Here is a 19,050-nt window from a genome sequence, read left to right as displayed (position 1 = left end):
CTGAAGGAGCTGTAATCTTAAGTAGATTACAGCTCCTTCAGGCTTTTTAGTGAGGTTAAAAACTTTCGCGGATAACCATCTCCGTTGGGACTACTTTAACTTGTGGAGCAGGTTCATTAGTAAAAGTGGTTTCCAATTTATCCTTCAGCAAGTTCATGGCAGAGCACCCAATAGTAAAAGAATCTTGGCGAATGCAACTAATGCCAGGGTTTAATAACTGCATCCACTCAAACTCTTCATATGTGGCAACTCCGAAATCAGTTGGGTAGGTATAGTCTAGCCGTTGAGCAGACTTTAGTAACTGTAGAAGAACTCGGGAATTCATTGTAAAAAAGCCAATCTTTTTATGGGGGTTAGTCATGATTTTTTGCAGAATTTGATCGAAACCGTTACTTTTAGTTAGCTCGGTATTATAAGGAACGGTTAACAAGTGTTCATCGTCAAGATAGTTAGTAGCGAGCTTAAATCCCGCATAACGATTTACCCGGGTACTAAAACTGTCGAGTGGCCAACTAATGAAGTATAAATCTTCATAACCACTAGCTTGCATTTGAGCAACCATGTTTTTTACGGAGTCTCGGTTATCAGTAACAATAGTGTCGATGACGTTACGTCGAGGTTGTCGGTCGACAATGACTGTATAAGCATTGGAGAGCTGATTGTAGATGTTACTATCTGGATTGACTGGATCAATAATTAATCCAGCTACTTCTTCTTCGCGCATACGGTTAATGTTCTCAATTTCACGTTGTTCATCATTGTTGGAGTTCGTAAAGATAACCTTGTAGCCGTACTTCTCACAGCGTTCGGAAATTCCAGAAATGACGGGTGTTGTAAACGGATTTGTGATGTCAGCAACCGAGACGCCAATAGTTTTATTTTCGTTTTTTGCAAGATTCCTAGCTGTTGTACTAGGGTGATAATTGGTCTTATTGATAATGTTAGCTAACTTTGTCCGTGTGTTATTAGACATTTTTGCATAGTTACCATTCAAAAAATTAGACACTGTTGCTGTGGAGACTTCAGCTAGCTTTGCAATATCTTTAATGGTGAATTTATCCAAAATAGGCCTCCGAAATTCTTAGATTTATAATTTGATTTTAGCATGTTTGCAGACAATTGGGTCAGGTATTACCCTAGTATTTATGTTAATACCTTAACACTAAAGACAGTTGTTTTGTTCTTTCTTTGGGAAAAAGGTGTGTGATTTCAGAAGAAACAATTATTTGAACGCCATTTTAGCCTAACCTATTGACAAAAGAAAATGATAGCCTTAGAATTTGTTTATAAGGTAGTTAAGCGGTTAACCTTCAATCTCTAATCAGTTTGAAAACATTGGGACCGTTTTATTTTTAAATTTAGTTGGAAACGCTGTCAGCGATGGCGTATACCGTCGAAATCATTTTAAAAATAAATGTAAAGTGCATGTCTTAATAGTCTGTTAACCGAATTACTTAACTCCCGTTTTTTAAATGAATAATAAGTCAGAATCTTAAAAAGGAGATTATAAAATTGGCTAAAGCAAAAGTATTAGTGACCGGTATCATACCAGAAGAAGGATTGACGGAGTTACGAGAAGTATTTGACGTTACCTATGAGCCAGAAAAGGAGACCCGTGAGTGGATTTTATCTAATCTGGATCAGTTTGATGGTCTATTGCTGATGGGAACTAAGGCTGACCGTGAATTAATTGATGCTGGTAAGAACTTAAAGATTATCACCGCTAATGGGGTCGGATTTGATCACATTGACATTGCATACGCAAAGGAAAAAGGTATTGTGGTGTCAAACTGCCCGATGGGCGTTCGAGTACCAACATCTGAGATGACCTTTGCATTGTTGCTAGCTACTGTCCGGCGCCTATCATTCTATGATAAGGTCGTTCGTAACGGGGGATGGCTGGACGTTTCCGAACAGAAAAATATGGGGATGAGTCTGCAAGGGAAAACCTTAGGTATTTACGGTATGGGGAGAATTGGCTCTGAAGTTGGCAAGTTCTGTCAGGCACTGGGTATGAAGGTTATTTATAATGATGTTCATCGATTAGACCATAGTCTTGAAGAAAAGCTGGATGTCAACTACGTTAGCTTTGATGAGTTAGTTCAAAAGGCTGACGTAATCACGTTACATGCACCAGCTTTGCCATCAACGAAAGGCATTTTTAATGCTAGTGTATTTTCAAAAATGAAGAATACGGCTTACATTATTAATGCTGCTCGTGGGGTTCTGATTAAGGAATCCGACTTAGTTGCCGCTCTCAAGAATGGTGAAATTGCAGGAGCAGGACTAGATGTATTTGAGAATGAACCCAATGTTTCTGCTGAGTTGCGTTCATTAGATAATGTCATCATGTCTCCCCATGCAGGGACGGGAACGTTAGAAGCACGGACCGCAATTGCGCAAGAGGCTTCTAAGAATTTAATCTCATTTATTCGCGATGGGAAAGTACTGAATCACGTTAATGCTTAAAGGTCTCTAAGAACGGCGAGTGTTTCTTAAAGATACTGTTACGATAACCACTTCTTTGAAGGGAGTGGTTTACTTTTAGCACTTTTGTTAACCGGTTAACTAGGAGGCAAATTTTGGAATTTGAAAAAGTTTTCAAAGATGAATTGGATCACTGCTATGCAATCATGCGACTGAAGCATGATGATTACGACTTTATTGTTGTTGCTTCGGAAGAAAATAAGCCCTGCTATGCGTATGACTTAAATGATGATTATCGACGAGTAACCGTCTGGCCAGATGTTGGTGGAACCATGACAATGGTTCAGATTCCAGGGACACTAAACTTTTTAGCCACACAGCGATTTTATCCGGGATTCAATTCTGCTGCTTGCAGAATTGTGAAGGAAACATTTAATGGAAGCGAATGGGACCAAACGGTTATTGGTGACTTCCCGTATATTCACCGATTTGATATCTTGCCTAAATCTGATGGCAAAGGCTATTGGTTCGTAGGTTGTTCGATTGCTAACTCTAAAAAGGATACCGACGACTGGACAGATCCTGGAAAAGTTTGGGTTGGCGAGTACAAAGACAACGAAAATCGTGTCGATAAGTTACGGGCATTACCAAACTTCACACTGACTAAAAATCACGGTTATAAACGAATGAGTGGTTATTCTTTAATCACTGGTGTTCAAGGAATCTTTAAGTTGACGCCACCAAAAGAAGCTTCTGACTGGAAGCTAGAACAGCTTTCAGACATTGAAACTTCCGATATTTTTAGCGCTGACGTCAACCAGGATGGACGTCAAGAATATTTGACGATTGAAGGATTTCATGGCCCATACTTGCGTGTTTCAGATGATAATTTTAAGTCCATTACCCGGAGCAAAGCTGATACACCATTTGGACATGCAATTTGGGGTGGTCGCTTAGGGAATCGTGATTACTTTATCTTTGGTTGGCGATCAGGGAAACAAAATCTGGAACTCATTTCTAGTGAAAATTTGGATGCACAATTAATTGATCAACAGGTTGGACCAAGCAATGTAACAGTGTACGAAAAAAATGGGCGAACTTATTTGTTATCAGCTAATCGAGAAGCCAATCAGGTCGCAGTGTACGCTATCGATTTGGAATAGGAGTGTGGGTGAATATGTCCAACAACTTTTTAACCATTGATAATGGGGGAACTAATACGAAAGTTGCCATCTTTAATGATCAAGGACAGCAGCTTGCAGTTGCGGCGTTTCCTACAAAAAATCGTGAACGGCAATCAGGTTTCCATGAGGTTAATCTGGCAGAACTACGTCAGGACTTAGGTAAAACTATTCAGAAGGCGTTAAAAAAAGCGCATTTGTCGGGTAGCCAAATCAGCGGCATCTCAACTGTAGGCCATGGAAAAGGTCTCTATACGTTAGATTGTGAACGGCACGTTTTCATGGATGGGATTCTTTCGGCTGATAGTCGGGCGGAGGAATATGCTGAGGGATTTGAACAGCGAGTCCACGAGATTTTTGATATTAGTCATCAGCATGTCATGCCTAGTCAGGCACCGGTGATTTTGCGATGGCTGAAGGACCATGAACCGCAGAATTATGCGCAAATAGGTTTTGTACTCTCGAATAAAGACTTTATTCGTTTCTTGCTGACGGGAGAAGTTTTCCAAGAAATTGGAGATGCCTCAGGAAATAATTTAGTAAACCTGAATACGAAGACTTATGATGACAAATTATTAGATTTCTTTGGTATTCCAGAAATGACTGACAAATTACCAAAGCTTGTTCAAGCAACTGACCAATGTGGAACAGTTTCCACTAATGTTGAGGGTTTCACTGGATTAAAGGCTGGGACACCAGTCTTTGGCGGTATGTTTGATATTGATGCCTGTGCGATTGCAACAGGGGTGCTGGATAATGATAAGTTTAGCTTAATTGCGGGAACTTGGAATATGAACATTTTTCCTAATGACCACATGGCCCCTGAAGAGAGTGGATTAATGAATTCAATCTTTCCAACCGGGAAGAAGCTTATTGAAGCATCCAGTCCGACTTCGGCAGGAAATCTAGCTATCATGATCAAAATGTTGATGACAGCAGAACAGAGAGATGCGGAAGCTAATGGTAAGTCAATCTACGACAATCTTGAGGTCTTTCTTGAAAATACAGATGCGACATTCTCAAAGATGATTTATTTTCCGTTCTTGTATGGTAGCAATGCTGACCCAGAAGCTTCTGGAGCATTTATCGGTTTGCGTAGTGCAAGCACTAAATCTGAAATGATTCGTGCCGTATATGAAGGAATTGCATTCGCCCATCGTTATCATGTTCAGTCTTTACTACGAGTATTAGGGAACCAACCACAAGTCATTCGTATGTCTGGTGGTGGTACAAACTCGCCAAGTTGGGTTCAAATGTTTGCTGACGTTTTAAACTTACCAATCGAGTTGGTTGAAGCTAATGAGCTTGGTGGTTTAGGTGGGGCGATAGCCTCTGCTGTTGGAATTGGACAATATTCCAACTTAGAGGAAGCGGTTGCCAAAATGTCACGGGTTAAGACACGTTATGAACCCCGACCAGAACAGGTAGCTATCTACAATCAAAAATATCAGGCCTATGAGTCGCTCTTGACTGCCTTAGATGGTCATTGGAATCCCTTGAAGAGCTTCCAGGAAGGAGTAGTGCAATGACAGTAAATGCGTTAGGAATTTACGAAAAGGCTTTGCCACAGAATCTTAGTTGGGAAGAAAAATTTAACTTAGTACATGAATTGGGCTTTAACTTTTTGGAGTTTTCAATTGATGAAAGTGATGAGCGGTTAGCACGATTGGACTGGAGTAAAGAGCAACGCGCCGAGTTTAGGCAAGCAATGTGGAATACGAATAGTCGAATTAACACCATGATGTTGTCCGGGCATCGTCGCTTTCCGTTAGGCTCAGCTAATCCAGAAATTCGGGCTAAGGCTTTGGATATGATGCAAAAGGCAATTAACTTGGCGGTTGATTTGGGTATACGTAATATTCAGATAGCTGGATATGATGTTTATTATGAAAAGAAAACAGTCCAATCACGAGAATACTTTGCTGAGAATTTAACGAAGTGTGTCCGAATGGCTGCCGAAAAGCTTGTGACGCTATCTATTGAAACCATGGATGATCCATTCATCAATTCGATGAGCAAAATTGTTCACTACAAGACGATGATCAAGAGCCCATTCTTGCAAGGATATCCAGATTTAGGAAATATTTCTGCTTGGCCAGAAAATGATGTTTCTGAAGATTTGGAAAACAATATTGAGCACGTTGCGGCTGTGCACTTAAAAGACACATTACCGGTTACGCCAACGTTTAAGGGGAAGTTTAAGGAAGTTCCTTTTGGTGAAGGCTGTGTCGATTTTGAAGGGTGCTTACGACTACTTGAACGCTTAAATTATTCTGGTAGTTATACGATTGAGATGTGGACCGGGACCTCTGAGGATGCCGTAGCAGAAGTTAAAAAAGCCAAGCAGTTTTTTGATGATCTTTTTCAAAAAGTCGGGATTACTCAAGAGCCGGTATCGGTTGCAAAATAAGGAGAATAAATTATGCTTGAAAGTTTAAAACAAGAAGTTTATGAAGCAAATATGCGCTTGCCGAAACTAGGGTTGGTGACTTTTACTTGGGGAAACGTTTCAGGAATTGACCGTGAAAAGGGGCTTTTCGTGATTAAGCCCTCTGGAGTTGATTACAATGATTTAAAGCCTTCTGATATGGTTGTTGTGAATTTAGATGGGAAAGTCGTGGAAGGTGAATTGAATCCGTCCAGTGACACGCCTACGCATACTTATCTTTACAACCATTTCCCAAAGATTGGTGGAATTGTGCATACTCATTCGCCTTGGGCAGTTTCATTTGCTGGAGCTAAGATGGACGTGCCAGCGATGAATACCACGCATGCCGATACATTTTATGGGGATGTTCCGGCCGCAGATGCCTTAACTGAAGAAGAAATTAAGGAAGACTACGAAGGTAACACAGGAAAAACCATCGTTAAAACTTTTAACGAACGTGAAATCGATTACGAGGCAGTTCCGGCTGCATTGGTTAGTCAGCATGGTCCATTTGCTTGGGGGCCAACTCCTGATAAAGCGGTGTATAACGCTAAGGTACTAGAGGTTGTTGCAGAAGAAGATTATCACACGATGCAATTAACACGTGCCAATAGCGAATTGCCACAATACTTGTTAGATAAGCATTACTTGCGTAAGCATGGAAAGAACGCCTATTATGGCCAAAACAACGCGCATTCTAAAGATCATGCTGCACGAGAAAAGTAAAACTTTCATTTTGTATCAGTTTTAGTAAGTTTTAATACTAGTTGACAAAGAGCCAAAATTTTTGACTAAAGTACGCACTAAAAAACGTCTGAGATAAAAATCTCAGGCGTTTTCTAGTGACCAACAACTTAGGCTAAGGCACCCATTGGATCCCAAGGGGCCAAAACAGTTGGTTCTTCAGTTTCTTGGATTTGCTTCAAGTCGTCAGGCAAGAATTGCTTGTTCACAACAACTTGGTAGCAGTATTCGTCCATCCAGGCGTCGCTCATCACGAAGTAACCCTTCGTGCCGACCTTTTCACCCCAGGAGTTTTCAACCTTCCACTTGGTTGGTTGGCCGTCGACTAAATCGACACCAGTCAAAACCATGGCGTGGGTCATCATGCTTTCCCCGTAGTCCAGGCGTTCTGCCTTGGTCGTGGAGAAGTCGATGTTGAAGAGGGCATCCTTGTCGTAGTACTTGGTGTCCATGATTCCCTTTTGACGTTCGGAAGATTGACCAACATCACAACCGAACCAAACGGATTGGCCAGCCTGCAATTGCTTGATGGCTAATTGTTTGAAGTCCTTCATCGTAACGTTCAAATGCTTCACTTGACGGCCACTGACCACGTTACCCAGCATTTCAACGGTGTAAGTGTGGTTGTATGGCTTGTCAGCGGTTGGGGCGTTGATGATGGACACGTAGTCGGTCAAGTCCCAGTTGATGTACTTGTCGAAGAATGACTTTGGCGTTAAGTCCTTGTCGATGTGGTATTGCTTGTCATCGTCACGGTATTCAAAGTCAAACTTGCTGACGGGTTCGCCGAGGGAGAAGCTCAGTAAGCGGTAAACTTCGCCGAGCATCTTGTCTTTGGCAGCGGCGATATCATCGGCACTAGCCTTGTCAGCGACCAGCTTACGTAAGATAACGGCATCCTTACGCAGCTTCAGGTTCAACGTGCTGTTGAGTTCGTTAGACTTGGAACTGTTGTAAGTTTCAGGCATCACGGACTTTGGCACGATCCCGTATTTTTGAATGATGGCACACAGCATGTCCCATTGCCCACCGTCTTGTTGAGGGGTCGCCATTAAGAAGGCAACCTTCCGGCTAGACGTAGGTTGGTCAGCGGTGGCCAAGACGTTTTCGTAGAAGTAGTTCGCTTTTTCAAATTTGTCCCAGAAGTTGGTGTAGTTTTGGGATAATTCAAAGTCACTTAAGTTAAACAGGTCGGCTAAATGATGACGCATGGTGTTCAATGCGGCAAACATCCAGCAGCGGCCACTTTGCTTTTGGTTGGCAACTTTCCCGGTGTCCAAGTCAATGGAGAACACGGGAGTCATGTCGGTTTCGGAAGCGTAATCGGCAGACGTTGCTAAGATACCTTGATGACTGACGGCGCGTTCTAAGACCTTCGCGGTTGGGTCAGTAGCTAAAGCTTGTTGATAACGGGCGGTTTGATCCGCCGTGATTTCTTTACTCAATGACGTCACTCTCCTATCTTATTCTCTCATTGTACTCCAATCTTCTCATTTTTTGTATAGAATTGGGCAAGTTGGTGAAAAATGTGGTGACAGGCGGGGATGGTTTGTGGATACTAGGACTAAACGAAGTGAAAAGGGGAGTGTTGACGTGGCTATTGCGGATAGTATTTTTTACATTGTGGTTTTGGGCGCTGTTGGGGCGACGGTTATTGGGTTGGTGTGGTTGTTGCTGAAGCGGCGAAAGTAAATGGAAAGGACGTCCTGCCTCAGTTGTTGAGGGGACGTCCTTTTGGTAATTAAATCTAAAGGTTGAAAGTTAAATCAAAGTGTTTCAGACTAGCGCCAGTTAATCACTTTCAGCAAACCAGCCAGTTTAGTCGTAGTTCAAATGCTTGTCCTGATCCAACCCATTAATTTCAGCAATTTCAGCGTCCGTTAAGTGAAAGCCGGAAATTTCAAAGTTTTCGCGCACCCGGGCTGGCTTGGAAGACTTCGGAAAGACCACGAAGCCCGTATCGATTTGCCACCGCAAAACGATTTGCGCAGGGGACTTGCCGTATTTGTCAGCCAATTTCGAAATGACGGGGTCTTCGAGAATCAAGTGGCCGTGACCGATTGGGGAGTAGCCTTCGTTGACGATGCCATTGTCCGTATCGAACTTGCCTAAGTCGGCCTGTACCTTGTAGGGGTGGCGTTCGATTTGGTTGACCATTGGCTTAACCTTGGCCATGGCAAAGACCTGTTCGAGCTGGTCCTTGGAGAAGTTAGACACCCCGATGGCCCGAACCTTCTTTTGTTGGTACAGGGTTTCTAAGGCACGCCAAGTATCCAAGGTTAGGTCGAAGTTTTCTTCGTTAGGCCAGTGGATCAGGTAGAGATCCAGGTAGTCCAGCTGTAAGTCGGCTAACGTCTTGTCAAAGGCGGCCAGGGTCGTGTCGTAGCCTTGATCGGCGTTCCAAACCTTAGAGGTGATAAACAGGTCAGTCCGGTCAACGCCGGAAGCCTTGATTGCCGCGCCAACGGCTGGTTCGTTGCCGTAAATGTGGGCGCAATCGAGGTGCCGGTAACCAGCATCTAAAGCTGTCTTGATTGATGCGGGAACGTCCTTGCTATCGATTAAATAAGTCCCGAATCCTAACATTGGAATAGTCACGCCGTTGCTTAACTTTGTCGTTTCCATGTCTTTACCTCGCTCTACAAATATTTAATGCATAAGTTAATGATACACTACCGAGTCATTAGTTTCATGGGTGGGGTCTTAACGACAGCAATATATTGATAGGTGTACAAAAAACGCGTCTAGGAGAAAACCCCAGGCGCGTTTGCTATTACAATATTTATATGGCGGAACCAGCTAACCGCCCTTTGTCCCACTCTTGCAAAAATTAGTCGCGAGCGTTCAGGACTTCTGGCCCGTCTTGACGACCAACGATGACCGTGTTGACCGTGTCCAGGAATAAACCGTGTTCCACGAGACCCACGATGCCATTTAACGTGTTGGCTAATTCGTGGGGATGGTCGATGCGGCCCAGGTGCAGGTCGATGATGTAGTTCTTGGAGTCGGTTAAGACGTGACTGCCGTCTTCTTGCATCCGGAAACTAGGGTTGAAGCCCATCTTGTCTAATTTTTCCAGGACGTGGCTGGAACCAAAGGGGATGACTTCCAGTGGCAAGGGGAACTTGCCCAGGTGGTGAACCATTTTGCTTTCATCCACGATCCACATGTTCTTGGTGGAGTTGATGGCAACGATCTTTTCCCAAAGGTGAGCGGCACCGCCACCCTTGATACCTTGGAAGTTGTCGTCAATTTCGTCGGCGCCATCGATGGTCAGGTCGAGGTGGTCGACTTCATCTAATTGCTTGATGGTAATGCCGAGGGATTCGGCTTGCTTAGCGGAACGGTCGGACGTGGCCACACCAATGATGCTGAGGCCTTCATTCTTGACCCGTTCGCCGAGGGCGTCGATCATGTAACGGACGGTCGAACCGGTCCCGATACCTAAAATCATGCCGTCCTTAACGTACTTAACGGCTTCTTGGCCAACAAGGGCTTTTAATGCGTTTTGATCCATCTTAACTACTCCTCTTCTGTGTGTTCTAGATGTAAAGCAACTGGCTTGACCGCCGCGTCACCGGTCACGGGTAGCTGATTAGCTGCCAAAATGGCCTGTTCCTCGGGGTGCTGGCTGAAGTACCGTTTGGCGTACGGATCAAGCAGTTTAACCGTCACGTTCGCGGTCGTTGCCAGTTGGGTAAAACGATTTATCAGCTGGTCAGCTAGCGTCGTGGCGGACTGTGATGGGCGGACAAAGATTTGTTCAAGCACCCAGCTGGTGTCGCTCAAACACAGGTAGTGTAGGCTTGCCAGCAGCTGCTCGTCTTGGGTAATCTGCAATTGCCCGGGTTGTTCCGTAATCGTCATGGGTAAACTCCTTTCATGACCAGTCTCGCCTCTAATTCTGTTCTATCGGCCGGTCAATGTCAACTCCTTTTCCCCGGCAAAAAAGTTTGGCGCTGGCCAGACTTTTGCTGGTAATCCCGGGGGAGGTTGCTTACACTAAAGTAGGCATTGCGGGGATGGTCGAATTGGCATGTCTATAGTGTCTAAATCAGAAAACCTAATAGCTAAAGAAAGGCGCTCGACCAATTCGCCCTGCTAGTTCGGATATAATCGTTGCGAATGCTGGTGTAAATGGTAAAATTAATAACTCACGGTAACTAGGCCAATCAGAAATTAGCTGGCTGCCATCTGTGTAAAAGTCGTTGAATCAAGAGACAGGGATATATCGATGAAGTTCTCCGTTGCTCTAGCCGTTATCAGGTTGATTGAGATGATGGGTGGAAGACAGTGGCAGATGGACTAGTTGAATACGGGCTAAGCCAATGTAAGCCGCAGGGCTGGTGAAAATGGACTCAGCCGTGGGAGTTACCTTAGCGGGTCTCCCGCTTAGGTAACTGCTATCTTTGAGACGTGGTTTTCGGCTCAAAGTAAGTCTGGAGACCGTCCTTTGGCTCCAGACGTGCGCCCACAGCGTCACGGTCCATTTTCACCAGCCCGGAGGCGCAATGAAAGCTAAACTCGCATAAAAGCAAGGATAAAAGACTATCAAAGGAGTGTTTTGACATGCAACGAGGATTTGAAATTGTCAGCAAGTACGCCAACCAAGGACTAAAACTGCCGTACCGAACCACCCAGCAGGCGGCTGGCTACGATTTTGAGTGTGCAGCAGACTTTACCCTGCCATCCATTTGGCGGCACGACTTGCTCCACGCGTTTAAGCGACTCCGGCACCAGAATGAGCTGACGACCGATGAATTACTGGCCGGTCAAAGCGACCTGAAGCCCTGGCTGGTACCAACAGGTGTTAAGGCCTACATGCAACCAGGCGAGGTCTTGATCCTGGCCAACCGGTCCAGCAGTCCGTTGAAGCACAACCTAATTTTACCAAATGGTATTGGGGTGATTGACGCGGATTACTACAATAATGAAAAGAACGAGGGCGAAATCTTCGTCCAGTTAATCAATGTTGGGTTAAAGGACCAGGTCATCAAGAAGGGCCAACGGATTGCGCAGGGCCTGTTCATGCCGTATTTGTTGGCTGATGATGAGCAGGCGCCGCAACAACAGCGGACCGGTGGATTTGGGTCGTCTGACCGTAACTAAAACTTTACAATTGACGCTGATAGACTAGTGGGGGATTACCCGCTAGATATGCTAAAATATAGGTATTCAGACTAAGAAAAAGGGGGATCTCCGTGGCTAAACCAAGAACGACTTACGTATGTCAAAATTGTGATTATAGTTCACCGCGTTATCTCGGGCGTTGCCCGAACTGTGGTGAGTGGAATACCATGATGGAAGAAGTTGTCACACCTACGGCCGCAAAGGCTAAGCCTCAGTCAACGCGGACTGCGGTAGGTAGCGAACAATCTCATCCCCAATTAATGAAGGACATCAAGCATTCCTCAGAGGCTCGAACCAAGACCAAGATGGAAGAGCTCAACCGGGTCTTGGGTGGCGGTATCGTGGCCGGTTCTCTCATCTTAATTGGTGGGGACCCCGGTATCGGGAAGTCCACGTTGCTCCTGCAGGTCTCTGGCCAACTGAGTGAGACCGGTGGTAAGGTGCTGTACGTTTCCGGTGAAGAAAGTGCCTCACAGATCAAGATGCGGGCCGACCGATTAGTCGTCAACAGCGATAACCTCTACCTCTATCCCGAGACGGACATGGCTAGCATCCGGGCCAACATCGAGCAGATGCAGCCGGATTATGTGGTGATTGACTCCGTCCAAACCATGCAGGCACCGGGTATTGAGTCCGCCATTGGTTCCGTTTCACAAATTCGGGCCGTCACTGGTGAACTGATGCAGATTGCCAAGACCAATAACATTACGATTTTTGTGGTGGGTCACGTGACCAAGGGTGGCGCGATTGCCGGTCCTAAGATTTTGGAGCACATGGTGGATACCGTGCTCTACTTTGAAGGAGACCTGCACCACACTTACCGGATTCTGCGGGCGGTCAAGAACCGTTTCGGCTCAACCAATGAACTGGGGATTTTTGAAATGCGCGAGGGTGGCCTGTACGAGGTCGCCAACCCGTCGGAAATCTTCCTGGAGGAACGGCTCAAGGATGCGACGGGTTCCGCTATTGTGGTTTCAATGGAAGGGACGCGGCCAATTCTGGTCGAAGTTCAGGCCTTGATTTCACCTTCAGTCTTCGGAAATGCCCAGCGGACCTCCAGCGGCTTGGATCGTAACCGAGTAGCCTTGTTGATGGCGGTTCTGGAAAAACGGGCCAACCTGATGCTCCAGAACCAGGATGCCTTCTTGAAGGCGGCTGGTGGGGTTAAGCTGGATGAACCAGCGATTGACTTGGCCATCGCCTTGTCCATTGCCTCCAGCTATCGCGATACGGCCACGGCACCAACGGACTGCTTCGTGGGTGAAGTCGGTTTGACTGGTGAAATTCGCCGGGTCAACCGGATTGAATCCCGGGTGGCCGAAGCCAAGAAGCTCGGTTTCAAACGAATTTTTGTTCCTAAGAATAACCTCCAAGGTTGGACGGCGCCCAAGGGTATTGATGTCGTTGGGGTCTCCACTTTGCGGCAAGCGTTAAAATTAGCCCTCGGCGTGTAAGCGACAGGGACCTTTGAAGGGAGGTGAACAAATATGCGTAAAAAAACGGTTGTGTTAATTATTTTCGCCATCTTAGGTGGGGTCATGGGAGCCGCTTACTTCTCCCGACTCTGGCTACTGATGGGGGTGACCAGTCGGTTACTGAACAACGTTATCGTGGATATTTTGCTTGGTGCCATTATTTTCCTTATTCTTGGAGTCCTCTTCGCGGGCGTGATTCTCCGACTGATCAACCGCATTGAAACGTACCTGAACAAGCAAAATCCGATGACCATTATCTTCGGTAGCCTGCTGACCATTGTCGGTCTGGCCTTGGCGCTGCTGATTTCGCAGTTTCTATTCCACGTGCCGTCATTTTTCATTGGCACGGTGATTCCGTGGATTCTGATGTTGTTGTTCGGTTACTTTGGATTCCGTATCGGGGCTCGGCTCAGCAAGATTCGGCTGGAGGAGTGGCGTAAGCTGTTCCAATCCCGCGGGAAAAAGGCTGAGGAAGAGGCCGACAAGAAGGTCTTGGACAAGGAAACGGAACCTAATTTCCATCACTACAAAATCTTGGATACCAACATCTTAATCGATGGGCGGATCTATGATTTAGCCAAGACGGGTTTCCTGGAAGGCACGTTACTGGTGCCGAACTTCGTGCTCTACGAACTCCAGTACATCGCGGATTCTAGCGATTCAATCAAACGGGTTCGTGGTCGCCGGGGATTAGATATCCTGAACAAGTTGCAAAATGAACATATCATGCCAATTGAAATGTACGAAGGCGACTTCGAAGACATTCCTGAGGTGGATAGCAAGTTGATTGCGTTGGCCAAGCAAAACGGCGGGGTCATCGTCACCAATGATTACAACTTGAACAAGGTCATCCAGTTCCAAAATGTTCAGGTGCTGAACATTAACTCCTTAGCTAACGCCCTGAAGCCACGCGTCATTCCTGGAGAAAACCTCCACGTAATGGTCGTGAAGAACGGGACGGAACGCCAACAAGGGGTCGCTTACCTCGACGACGGCACGATGGTCGTGGTCGAAGACGGGCGGTACTTTATCAACAAACAACTGGATGTTGTGGTCACCAGTGCCATTCAAACGGATGCTGGGCGAATGATTTTTGCCAAGCCACTGCATTCTAGCAAGAACATTGAAGAACAAGCCGATGCCGGTAAGAAGGGGTCTAACGAGTCCAAAAACGTGAAACGTTCACGGTAATGGACTAGACAATTTCACATTTCTGGAAAGGATTGAGGCTCACGCCTTTATTTTTCCGCGACGGCATTGTAGAATTAAAGCATTGCGTCATAAAATTATGACGAGGTTTCACCAAATTAACGTAATAAAATTTAGAAAGAGGCGCAAACGTTTTGGCGAAAAATTCAATTCGGGTTCGGTACGCTCCGAGCCCAACCGGTCATTTGCATATTGGTAATGCCCGGACGGCCATTTTTAACTATTTATTTGCCCGTCACAACAAGGGTAAGTTCATCATTCGGATCGAGGATACGGATACGAAACGGAACATCGCTGACGGTGAACGGAGCCAATTAGAAAACTTGAAGTGGCTCGGTTTGGATTGGGACGAAGGTCCTGACGTCGGTGGCGACTACGGTCCTTACCGTCAGTCTGAACGCCGCGACATTTACACGCCACTCATCCAACAATTGTTGGACGAAGGCAAAGCTTACGAATCATACCGGACGGAAGATGAATTAACTGCCGACCGTGAAGCCCAAAAGGCACGTAAGGAAATGCCACATTACGAATACGAATATGCTGGGATGAACGAAGAAGAAAAGCAAGCTGCCATTGACGCCGCTAAGGCTAAGGGCTTGAAGCCTGTTATTCGTTTCCGCGTACCCAAGGATGAAGTCTTTGAATGGGACGACATGGTTAAGGGTCACGTGGCCTTTAACTCCGACACCATTGGTGGGGACTTTGTTATCGCCAAGCGCGATGGGATGCCAACCTACAACTTTGCCGTTGTCGTTGACGACCACAAGATGGCCATCAGCCACGTCTTCCGGGGCGATGACCACGTTGCCAACACGCCAAAACAATTGATGATCTACCAAGCATTCGGCTGGGAAGCCCCAAAGTTTGGCCACATGAGCCTGATCATCAGCAAGGACACCGGTAAGAAGCTGTCCAAGCGTGACGAATCTGTCTTACAATTCATCGAACAATACCGCGACCTGGGTTACTTACCAGAAGCCATGTTCAACTTCATTCTGTTGTTGGGCTGGTCTCCAGTCGGTGAAGATGAAATCTTTAACCGCAAGCAATTTATCAAGATGTATGATGAAACGCGTTTGAGCTCTTCACCAGCCACCTTTGATAGCGACAAGCTGGAATGGTTGAACAACCGTTACGTGAAGGATGCTGATGACAGCACCATCATGGACTTGGCCTTGAAGCAATTGATCAAGGCCGGCAACATTCCTGCTAACCCAGACAACATGAAGTTGGAATGGGCGCGTCAATTAATCAATTTGTACAAGCGACAAATGAGTTACATGGCCCAAATCAATGACATGGCTTCGGTCTTCTTTGAAGAACCCGAACAAGTCAGTGGTGAAGCCTTTGACGAAATCAACAACGAAACGGCACCCGTCGTTTTGAAGGAATTCGCTGCCCAAATTGAAAAGCTCGACCTCTTTGATTCCGTAGAAATCTTCCACGTGATCAAGGCCGTTCAAGCTAAGACCGGCATTAAGGGTCGTCAACTTTGGATGCCAATCCGAATTGCCGTGACCCACGAAATGCACGGACCAGAATTACCAGAATCCATCGAATTAGTTGGACGGGAAACCGCCTTAGAACACATTCACCAGACCTTAGCACAATTAGAAGGCTAATGATTTGGTAAAGAAGCCGGATGAGGGCCAATTGGCGCTCATTCGGCTTCTTTGTTATCGGGTGAATATGCTACAATGGAGCTAACTCATTTGGTCCTGCTTGGTTTGCCTGATTTAAAGGGTCTCGTCGGCGTGTCAATTCGTCGCGTCGATGTCAGCCTGATCGGGGGCACAGGTAACTAGCCGCCAGCAGGATTAATTTAACCTATAATTCAACTAATGACGTGAAAGGAGCTTCGGCATGCTCAAAGTTTTTAATACCATGACTCGCCAGAAAGAAACATTCGAACCGATTACCCCGGGAGTGGTCAACATGTACGTGTGTGGCCCAACCGTTTACAATTACATTCATATTGGGAATGCGCGGAGTGCCATTGCCTTTGATACGATTCGACGGTACTTTGAGTATCGGGGCTATCAAGTGACCTACGTGTCTAACTTCACGGACGTCGATGATAAAATGATCAATGAAGCCCGCAAAGAAGGCGTTACCGTGCCTGAATTGGGGGACAAGTTTATTGCGGCCTTTAAGGAAGACACGGCAGCTTTGAACGTGGAACCCGCCACGGTCAATCCTCGGGCAACCGACCACATCACTGAGATTGTGGCCTTTGTTCAGGACTTGATCGATAAGGGCTACGCCTATCCGGTTGATGGGGACGTCTATTATCGGGCACATAAGTTTGCCCATTACGGCGAATTGGCCCATTTGAACCTGGATGACCTGGAAGAGGGGGCTTCTCAGCATACCAATGATGAGGAGACCGCCCGCAAGGAAGATCCCGTCGACTTTGCCCTGTGGAAGGGTGCTAAGCCGGGCGAAATCTCCTGGCCATCTCCTTGGGGCGCCGGTCGGCCGGGCTGGCACATTGAGTGCTCGGTCATGTCGACGCACTACCTGGGCGATACCTTCGATATTCATGGTGGTGGCGAGGACTTGATCTTCCCTCATCATCAAAATGAAATTGCGCAGAGTGAAGCCAAGACTGGCAAAACCTTTGTTCATTACTGGATGCACAACGGTTTCGTCACGGTGGGCGATGATGACGAAAAGATGAGCAAGTCGCTCGGTAATTTCGTCACGGTCCATGATATTTTGAAGACCGTGGATCCCCAGACGTTGCGCTTCTTCATGGCAACGACCCAGTATCGTCGGCCTATCCAGTACACGCAACAGAACCTGGATACGGCGGAACGCAACCTGGAACGGCTCCAGACGGCGTACAACAACATGGGTTACCGACTGAAGGATGCCGAAGACGGCAATGATCCTAAGGTTGAACAGGAAACCCGGCAAATTGTTGCCGACTATATTGATGCCATGGATGATGATTTTAACGTGCAAAATGGGGTGGCCGAAGTCTTTGAGCTGTCTCGTCTGGGCAACGTTTATGCGGAACGGCCCGTGGTTTTTGCTGGGACGCTAGAATTCATGCGTCAGACGTTGGCTGACCTGCTCAGTGTCTTTGGCGTGAAGTTGGCCGAGGCCACGAGTCTAGGCGACGAAGGGATTCAAGCCTTGATCGATGAACGCTTAGCTGCCCGGAAGGCCCGGAACTTTGAACGCAGCGATGAAATCAGAGAACAATTGAAGAACCAAGGAATTATTTTGGAAGACACGCCCCAAGGGACGCGTTGGCGAAAGGAAAATTAATGACAGCGACAGTAGATTATCAACAACTGAATGGGGTGGCACTGGCCTACATGGGCGATGCTTCCTATGAAGTCATCATACGGCGGCACCTGATTGCGGAAGGCTTAGCCAAGCCTAATCATTTACAAAAGAAAGCCACCCATTACGTGTCGGCCAAGGCCCAAGCAGCCTTGATCAGCCTAATGGAACAAGACGGCATTTTAAGTGAGGACGAGTGGACCATGTTCAAACGCGGGCGTAACGCCAAGAGCTACACCCACGCCAAGAACACGGACGTTGTGACCTACCGAATCTCAACCGGTTTTGAAGCCTTAATGGGCTACCTGGCCTTGAGTGGGCGGCAGGACCGCGTGGATGAACTCGGCCAATGGTGCATTGAACAAGTAGAAGCGGGGCGGACTGAATAATGACAGAACAAGCAAATACCGAAACCAGTAACGATTTCGTGATTGGCCGGCACCCAGCCGTCGCCGCATTGCGGAGTCAACAAACAATTAACAAGGTCTTTCTCCAAAGTGGCTTAAAGGCTGAGGCCATTGACGAAATTCGCCAATTGGCCAAGAAGCGACACTTAGTGATTTCCGAAGTGCCTAAGCAAAAGTTGGACCTCTTAACCGACCACCAAAATCACCAAGGGGTCGCACTAGGGGTGGCCGCGTTTGAATACGCCACGGTTGATGACCTCTTCGCCAACGCCAAAAAGGCCGGCGAAGAGCCCTTCTTCTTGATTCTAGACGGCGTTGAAGATCCCCATAACTTGGGGTCTATCTTACGGACGGCCGATGCCAGTGGTGTGCACGGGGTGATTATCCCTAAGCGCCGGGCCGTGGGGTTGACATCAGTCGTCGCCAAGACCTCGACCGGTGCCATCGAACGCGTGCCCGTTGCCCGGGTGACCAACCTGGTCAACACCGTGCATGACCTGAAGGACCGCGGTGTCTGGGTCTTTGGGACCGACATGGCCGGGACCGACTACCGGGACTGGAACGCTAAGGGCGCCAGTGCCCTGATCATCGGGAACGAAGGCAAGGGCATTTCCCGTCTTCTGAAGGAAACCGTCGACCAAATGTTAACGATCCCCATGGTGGGTGAAGTGCAGAGCTTGAACGCGAGTGTCGCTGCGGGACTGTTGATGTATCAAGGATTCAGTTCACGGCACCCGGTTCAACACTAAGGA

General features: G+C 46.8%; 17 protein-coding genes. 12 read left to right on the top strand and 5 right to left on the bottom strand.

Translation table 11 applies throughout. The features are described from left to right. Window positions 1-55: 55 nt before the first annotated feature. Window positions 56-1,063: a LacI family DNA-binding transcriptional regulator gene (locus ACEPST_RS02135; RefSeq protein WP_204120994.1), complete on the bottom strand. Its 1,008-nt coding sequence runs from the start codon at window positions 1,061-1,063 to the stop codon at window positions 56-58. A 449-nt stretch (window positions 1,064-1,512) separates the two neighbouring features. On the opposite strand from ACEPST_RS02135, the gene ACEPST_RS02130 reads away from it, so the two are divergent. The 5 genes from ACEPST_RS02130 (at window position 1,513) to ACEPST_RS02110 (ending at window position 6,762) form a co-directional block, all read left to right on the top strand. Further along, entirely contained in the window at window positions 1,513-2,469 is a 957-nt protein-coding gene (locus ACEPST_RS02130; RefSeq protein ID WP_204120993.1) for an NAD(P)-dependent oxidoreductase, read from the top strand. 113 nt (window positions 2,470-2,582) lie between these two features. After that, the gene (locus tag ACEPST_RS02125) at window positions 2,583-3,590 is read left to right on the top strand and encodes a hypothetical protein (protein ID WP_204120992.1); all 1,008 of its coding nucleotides are present in this window, start codon (window positions 2,583-2,585) and stop codon (window positions 3,588-3,590) included. 14 nt (window positions 3,591-3,604) lie between these two features. Further along, a complete protein-coding gene (locus ACEPST_RS02120; protein ID WP_204120991.1) occupies window positions 3,605-5,137 on the top strand; it encodes an FGGY-family carbohydrate kinase in 1,533 nt (510 codons plus the stop codon). Then, window positions 5,134-6,018, top strand: a complete 885-nt coding sequence (locus ACEPST_RS02115) for an L-ribulose-5-phosphate 3-epimerase (RefSeq protein WP_204120990.1) — start codon at window positions 5,134-5,136, stop codon at window positions 6,016-6,018. The genes ACEPST_RS02120 and ACEPST_RS02115 overlap by 4 nt, the downstream gene beginning before the upstream one ends. Before the next feature lie 12 nt (window positions 6,019-6,030). Continuing rightward, the gene (locus ACEPST_RS02110; protein ID WP_204120989.1) at window positions 6,031-6,762 is read left to right on the top strand and encodes an L-ribulose-5-phosphate 4-epimerase; all 732 of its coding nucleotides are present in this window, start codon (window positions 6,031-6,033) and stop codon (window positions 6,760-6,762) included. A 128-nt stretch (window positions 6,763-6,890) separates the two neighbouring features. Here the strand turns inward: ACEPST_RS02110 and ACEPST_RS02105 are convergent, their stop codons facing one another. The 4 genes from ACEPST_RS02105 to ACEPST_RS02090 form a co-directional block, all read right to left on the bottom strand. Beyond that, on the bottom strand, window positions 6,891-8,225 hold the full coding sequence (locus ACEPST_RS02105; protein WP_204120988.1) for a C1 family peptidase: 1,335 nt from the start codon (window positions 8,223-8,225) through the stop codon (window positions 6,891-6,893). A gap of 373 nt (window positions 8,226-8,598) precedes the next feature. Then, entirely contained in the window at window positions 8,599-9,405 is an 807-nt protein-coding gene (locus tag ACEPST_RS02100) for an aldo/keto reductase (protein ID WP_204120987.1), read from the bottom strand. Between the two features lie 205 nt (window positions 9,406-9,610). Next, on the bottom strand, window positions 9,611-10,297 hold the full coding sequence (gene rpiA, locus ACEPST_RS02095; RefSeq protein WP_204120986.1) for a ribose-5-phosphate isomerase RpiA: 687 nt from the start codon (window positions 10,295-10,297) through the stop codon (window positions 9,611-9,613). A gap of 5 nt (window positions 10,298-10,302) precedes the next feature. After that, window positions 10,303-10,647, bottom strand: coding sequence for an N-acetyltransferase (locus ACEPST_RS02090; protein WP_203644592.1), 345 nt, complete (start codon window positions 10,645-10,647; stop codon window positions 10,303-10,305). 702 nt (window positions 10,648-11,349) lie between these two features. Here ACEPST_RS02090 and ACEPST_RS02085 point away from each other — a divergent pair. The 7 genes from ACEPST_RS02085 (at window position 11,350) to rlmB (ending at window position 19,047) form a co-directional block, all read left to right on the top strand. Next, window positions 11,350-11,889: a dUTP diphosphatase gene (locus ACEPST_RS02085; protein WP_204120985.1), complete on the top strand. Its 540-nt coding sequence runs from the start codon at window positions 11,350-11,352 to the stop codon at window positions 11,887-11,889. A 92-nt stretch (window positions 11,890-11,981) separates the two neighbouring features. Next, window positions 11,982-13,364: a DNA repair protein RadA gene (gene radA, locus ACEPST_RS02080; RefSeq protein ID WP_204120984.1), complete on the top strand. Its 1,383-nt coding sequence runs from the start codon at window positions 11,982-11,984 to the stop codon at window positions 13,362-13,364. Window positions 13,365-13,397: 33 nt separating this feature from the next. Next, entirely contained in the window at window positions 13,398-14,576 is a 1,179-nt protein-coding gene (locus tag ACEPST_RS02075; protein WP_203644603.1) for a PIN/TRAM domain-containing protein, read from the top strand. Between the two features lie 152 nt (window positions 14,577-14,728). Next, window positions 14,729-16,219 carry a glutamate--tRNA ligase gene (gltX, locus tag ACEPST_RS02070; RefSeq protein WP_203638980.1) on the top strand — a complete coding sequence of 497 codons (1,491 nt, stop codon included), beginning with the start codon at window positions 14,729-14,731 and terminating at the stop codon, window positions 16,217-16,219. A 241-nt stretch (window positions 16,220-16,460) separates the two neighbouring features. Then, window positions 16,461-17,873, top strand: coding sequence for a cysteine--tRNA ligase (gene cysS, locus ACEPST_RS02065; protein WP_395390476.1), 1,413 nt, complete (start codon window positions 16,461-16,463; stop codon window positions 17,871-17,873). Beyond that, on the top strand, window positions 17,873-18,280 hold the full coding sequence (locus ACEPST_RS02060; protein WP_125765677.1) for a Mini-ribonuclease 3: 408 nt from the start codon (window positions 17,873-17,875) through the stop codon (window positions 18,278-18,280). Before cysS ends, ACEPST_RS02060 begins: the two co-directional genes overlap by 1 nt. After that, entirely contained in the window at window positions 18,280-19,047 is a 768-nt protein-coding gene (gene rlmB / locus ACEPST_RS02055) for a 23S rRNA (guanosine(2251)-2'-O)-methyltransferase RlmB (protein WP_204120982.1), read from the top strand. The genes ACEPST_RS02060 and rlmB overlap by 1 nt, the downstream gene beginning before the upstream one ends. Window positions 19,048-19,050 lie beyond the last annotated feature (3 nt).

It is taken from the genome of Levilactobacillus sp. FUA 3915, from assembly GCF_044053135.1.
Lineage (GTDB): Bacteria > Bacillota > Bacilli > Lactobacillales > Lactobacillaceae > Levilactobacillus > Levilactobacillus lanxiensis.
This window is presented reverse-complemented; position numbering and strand designations above follow the sequence as displayed.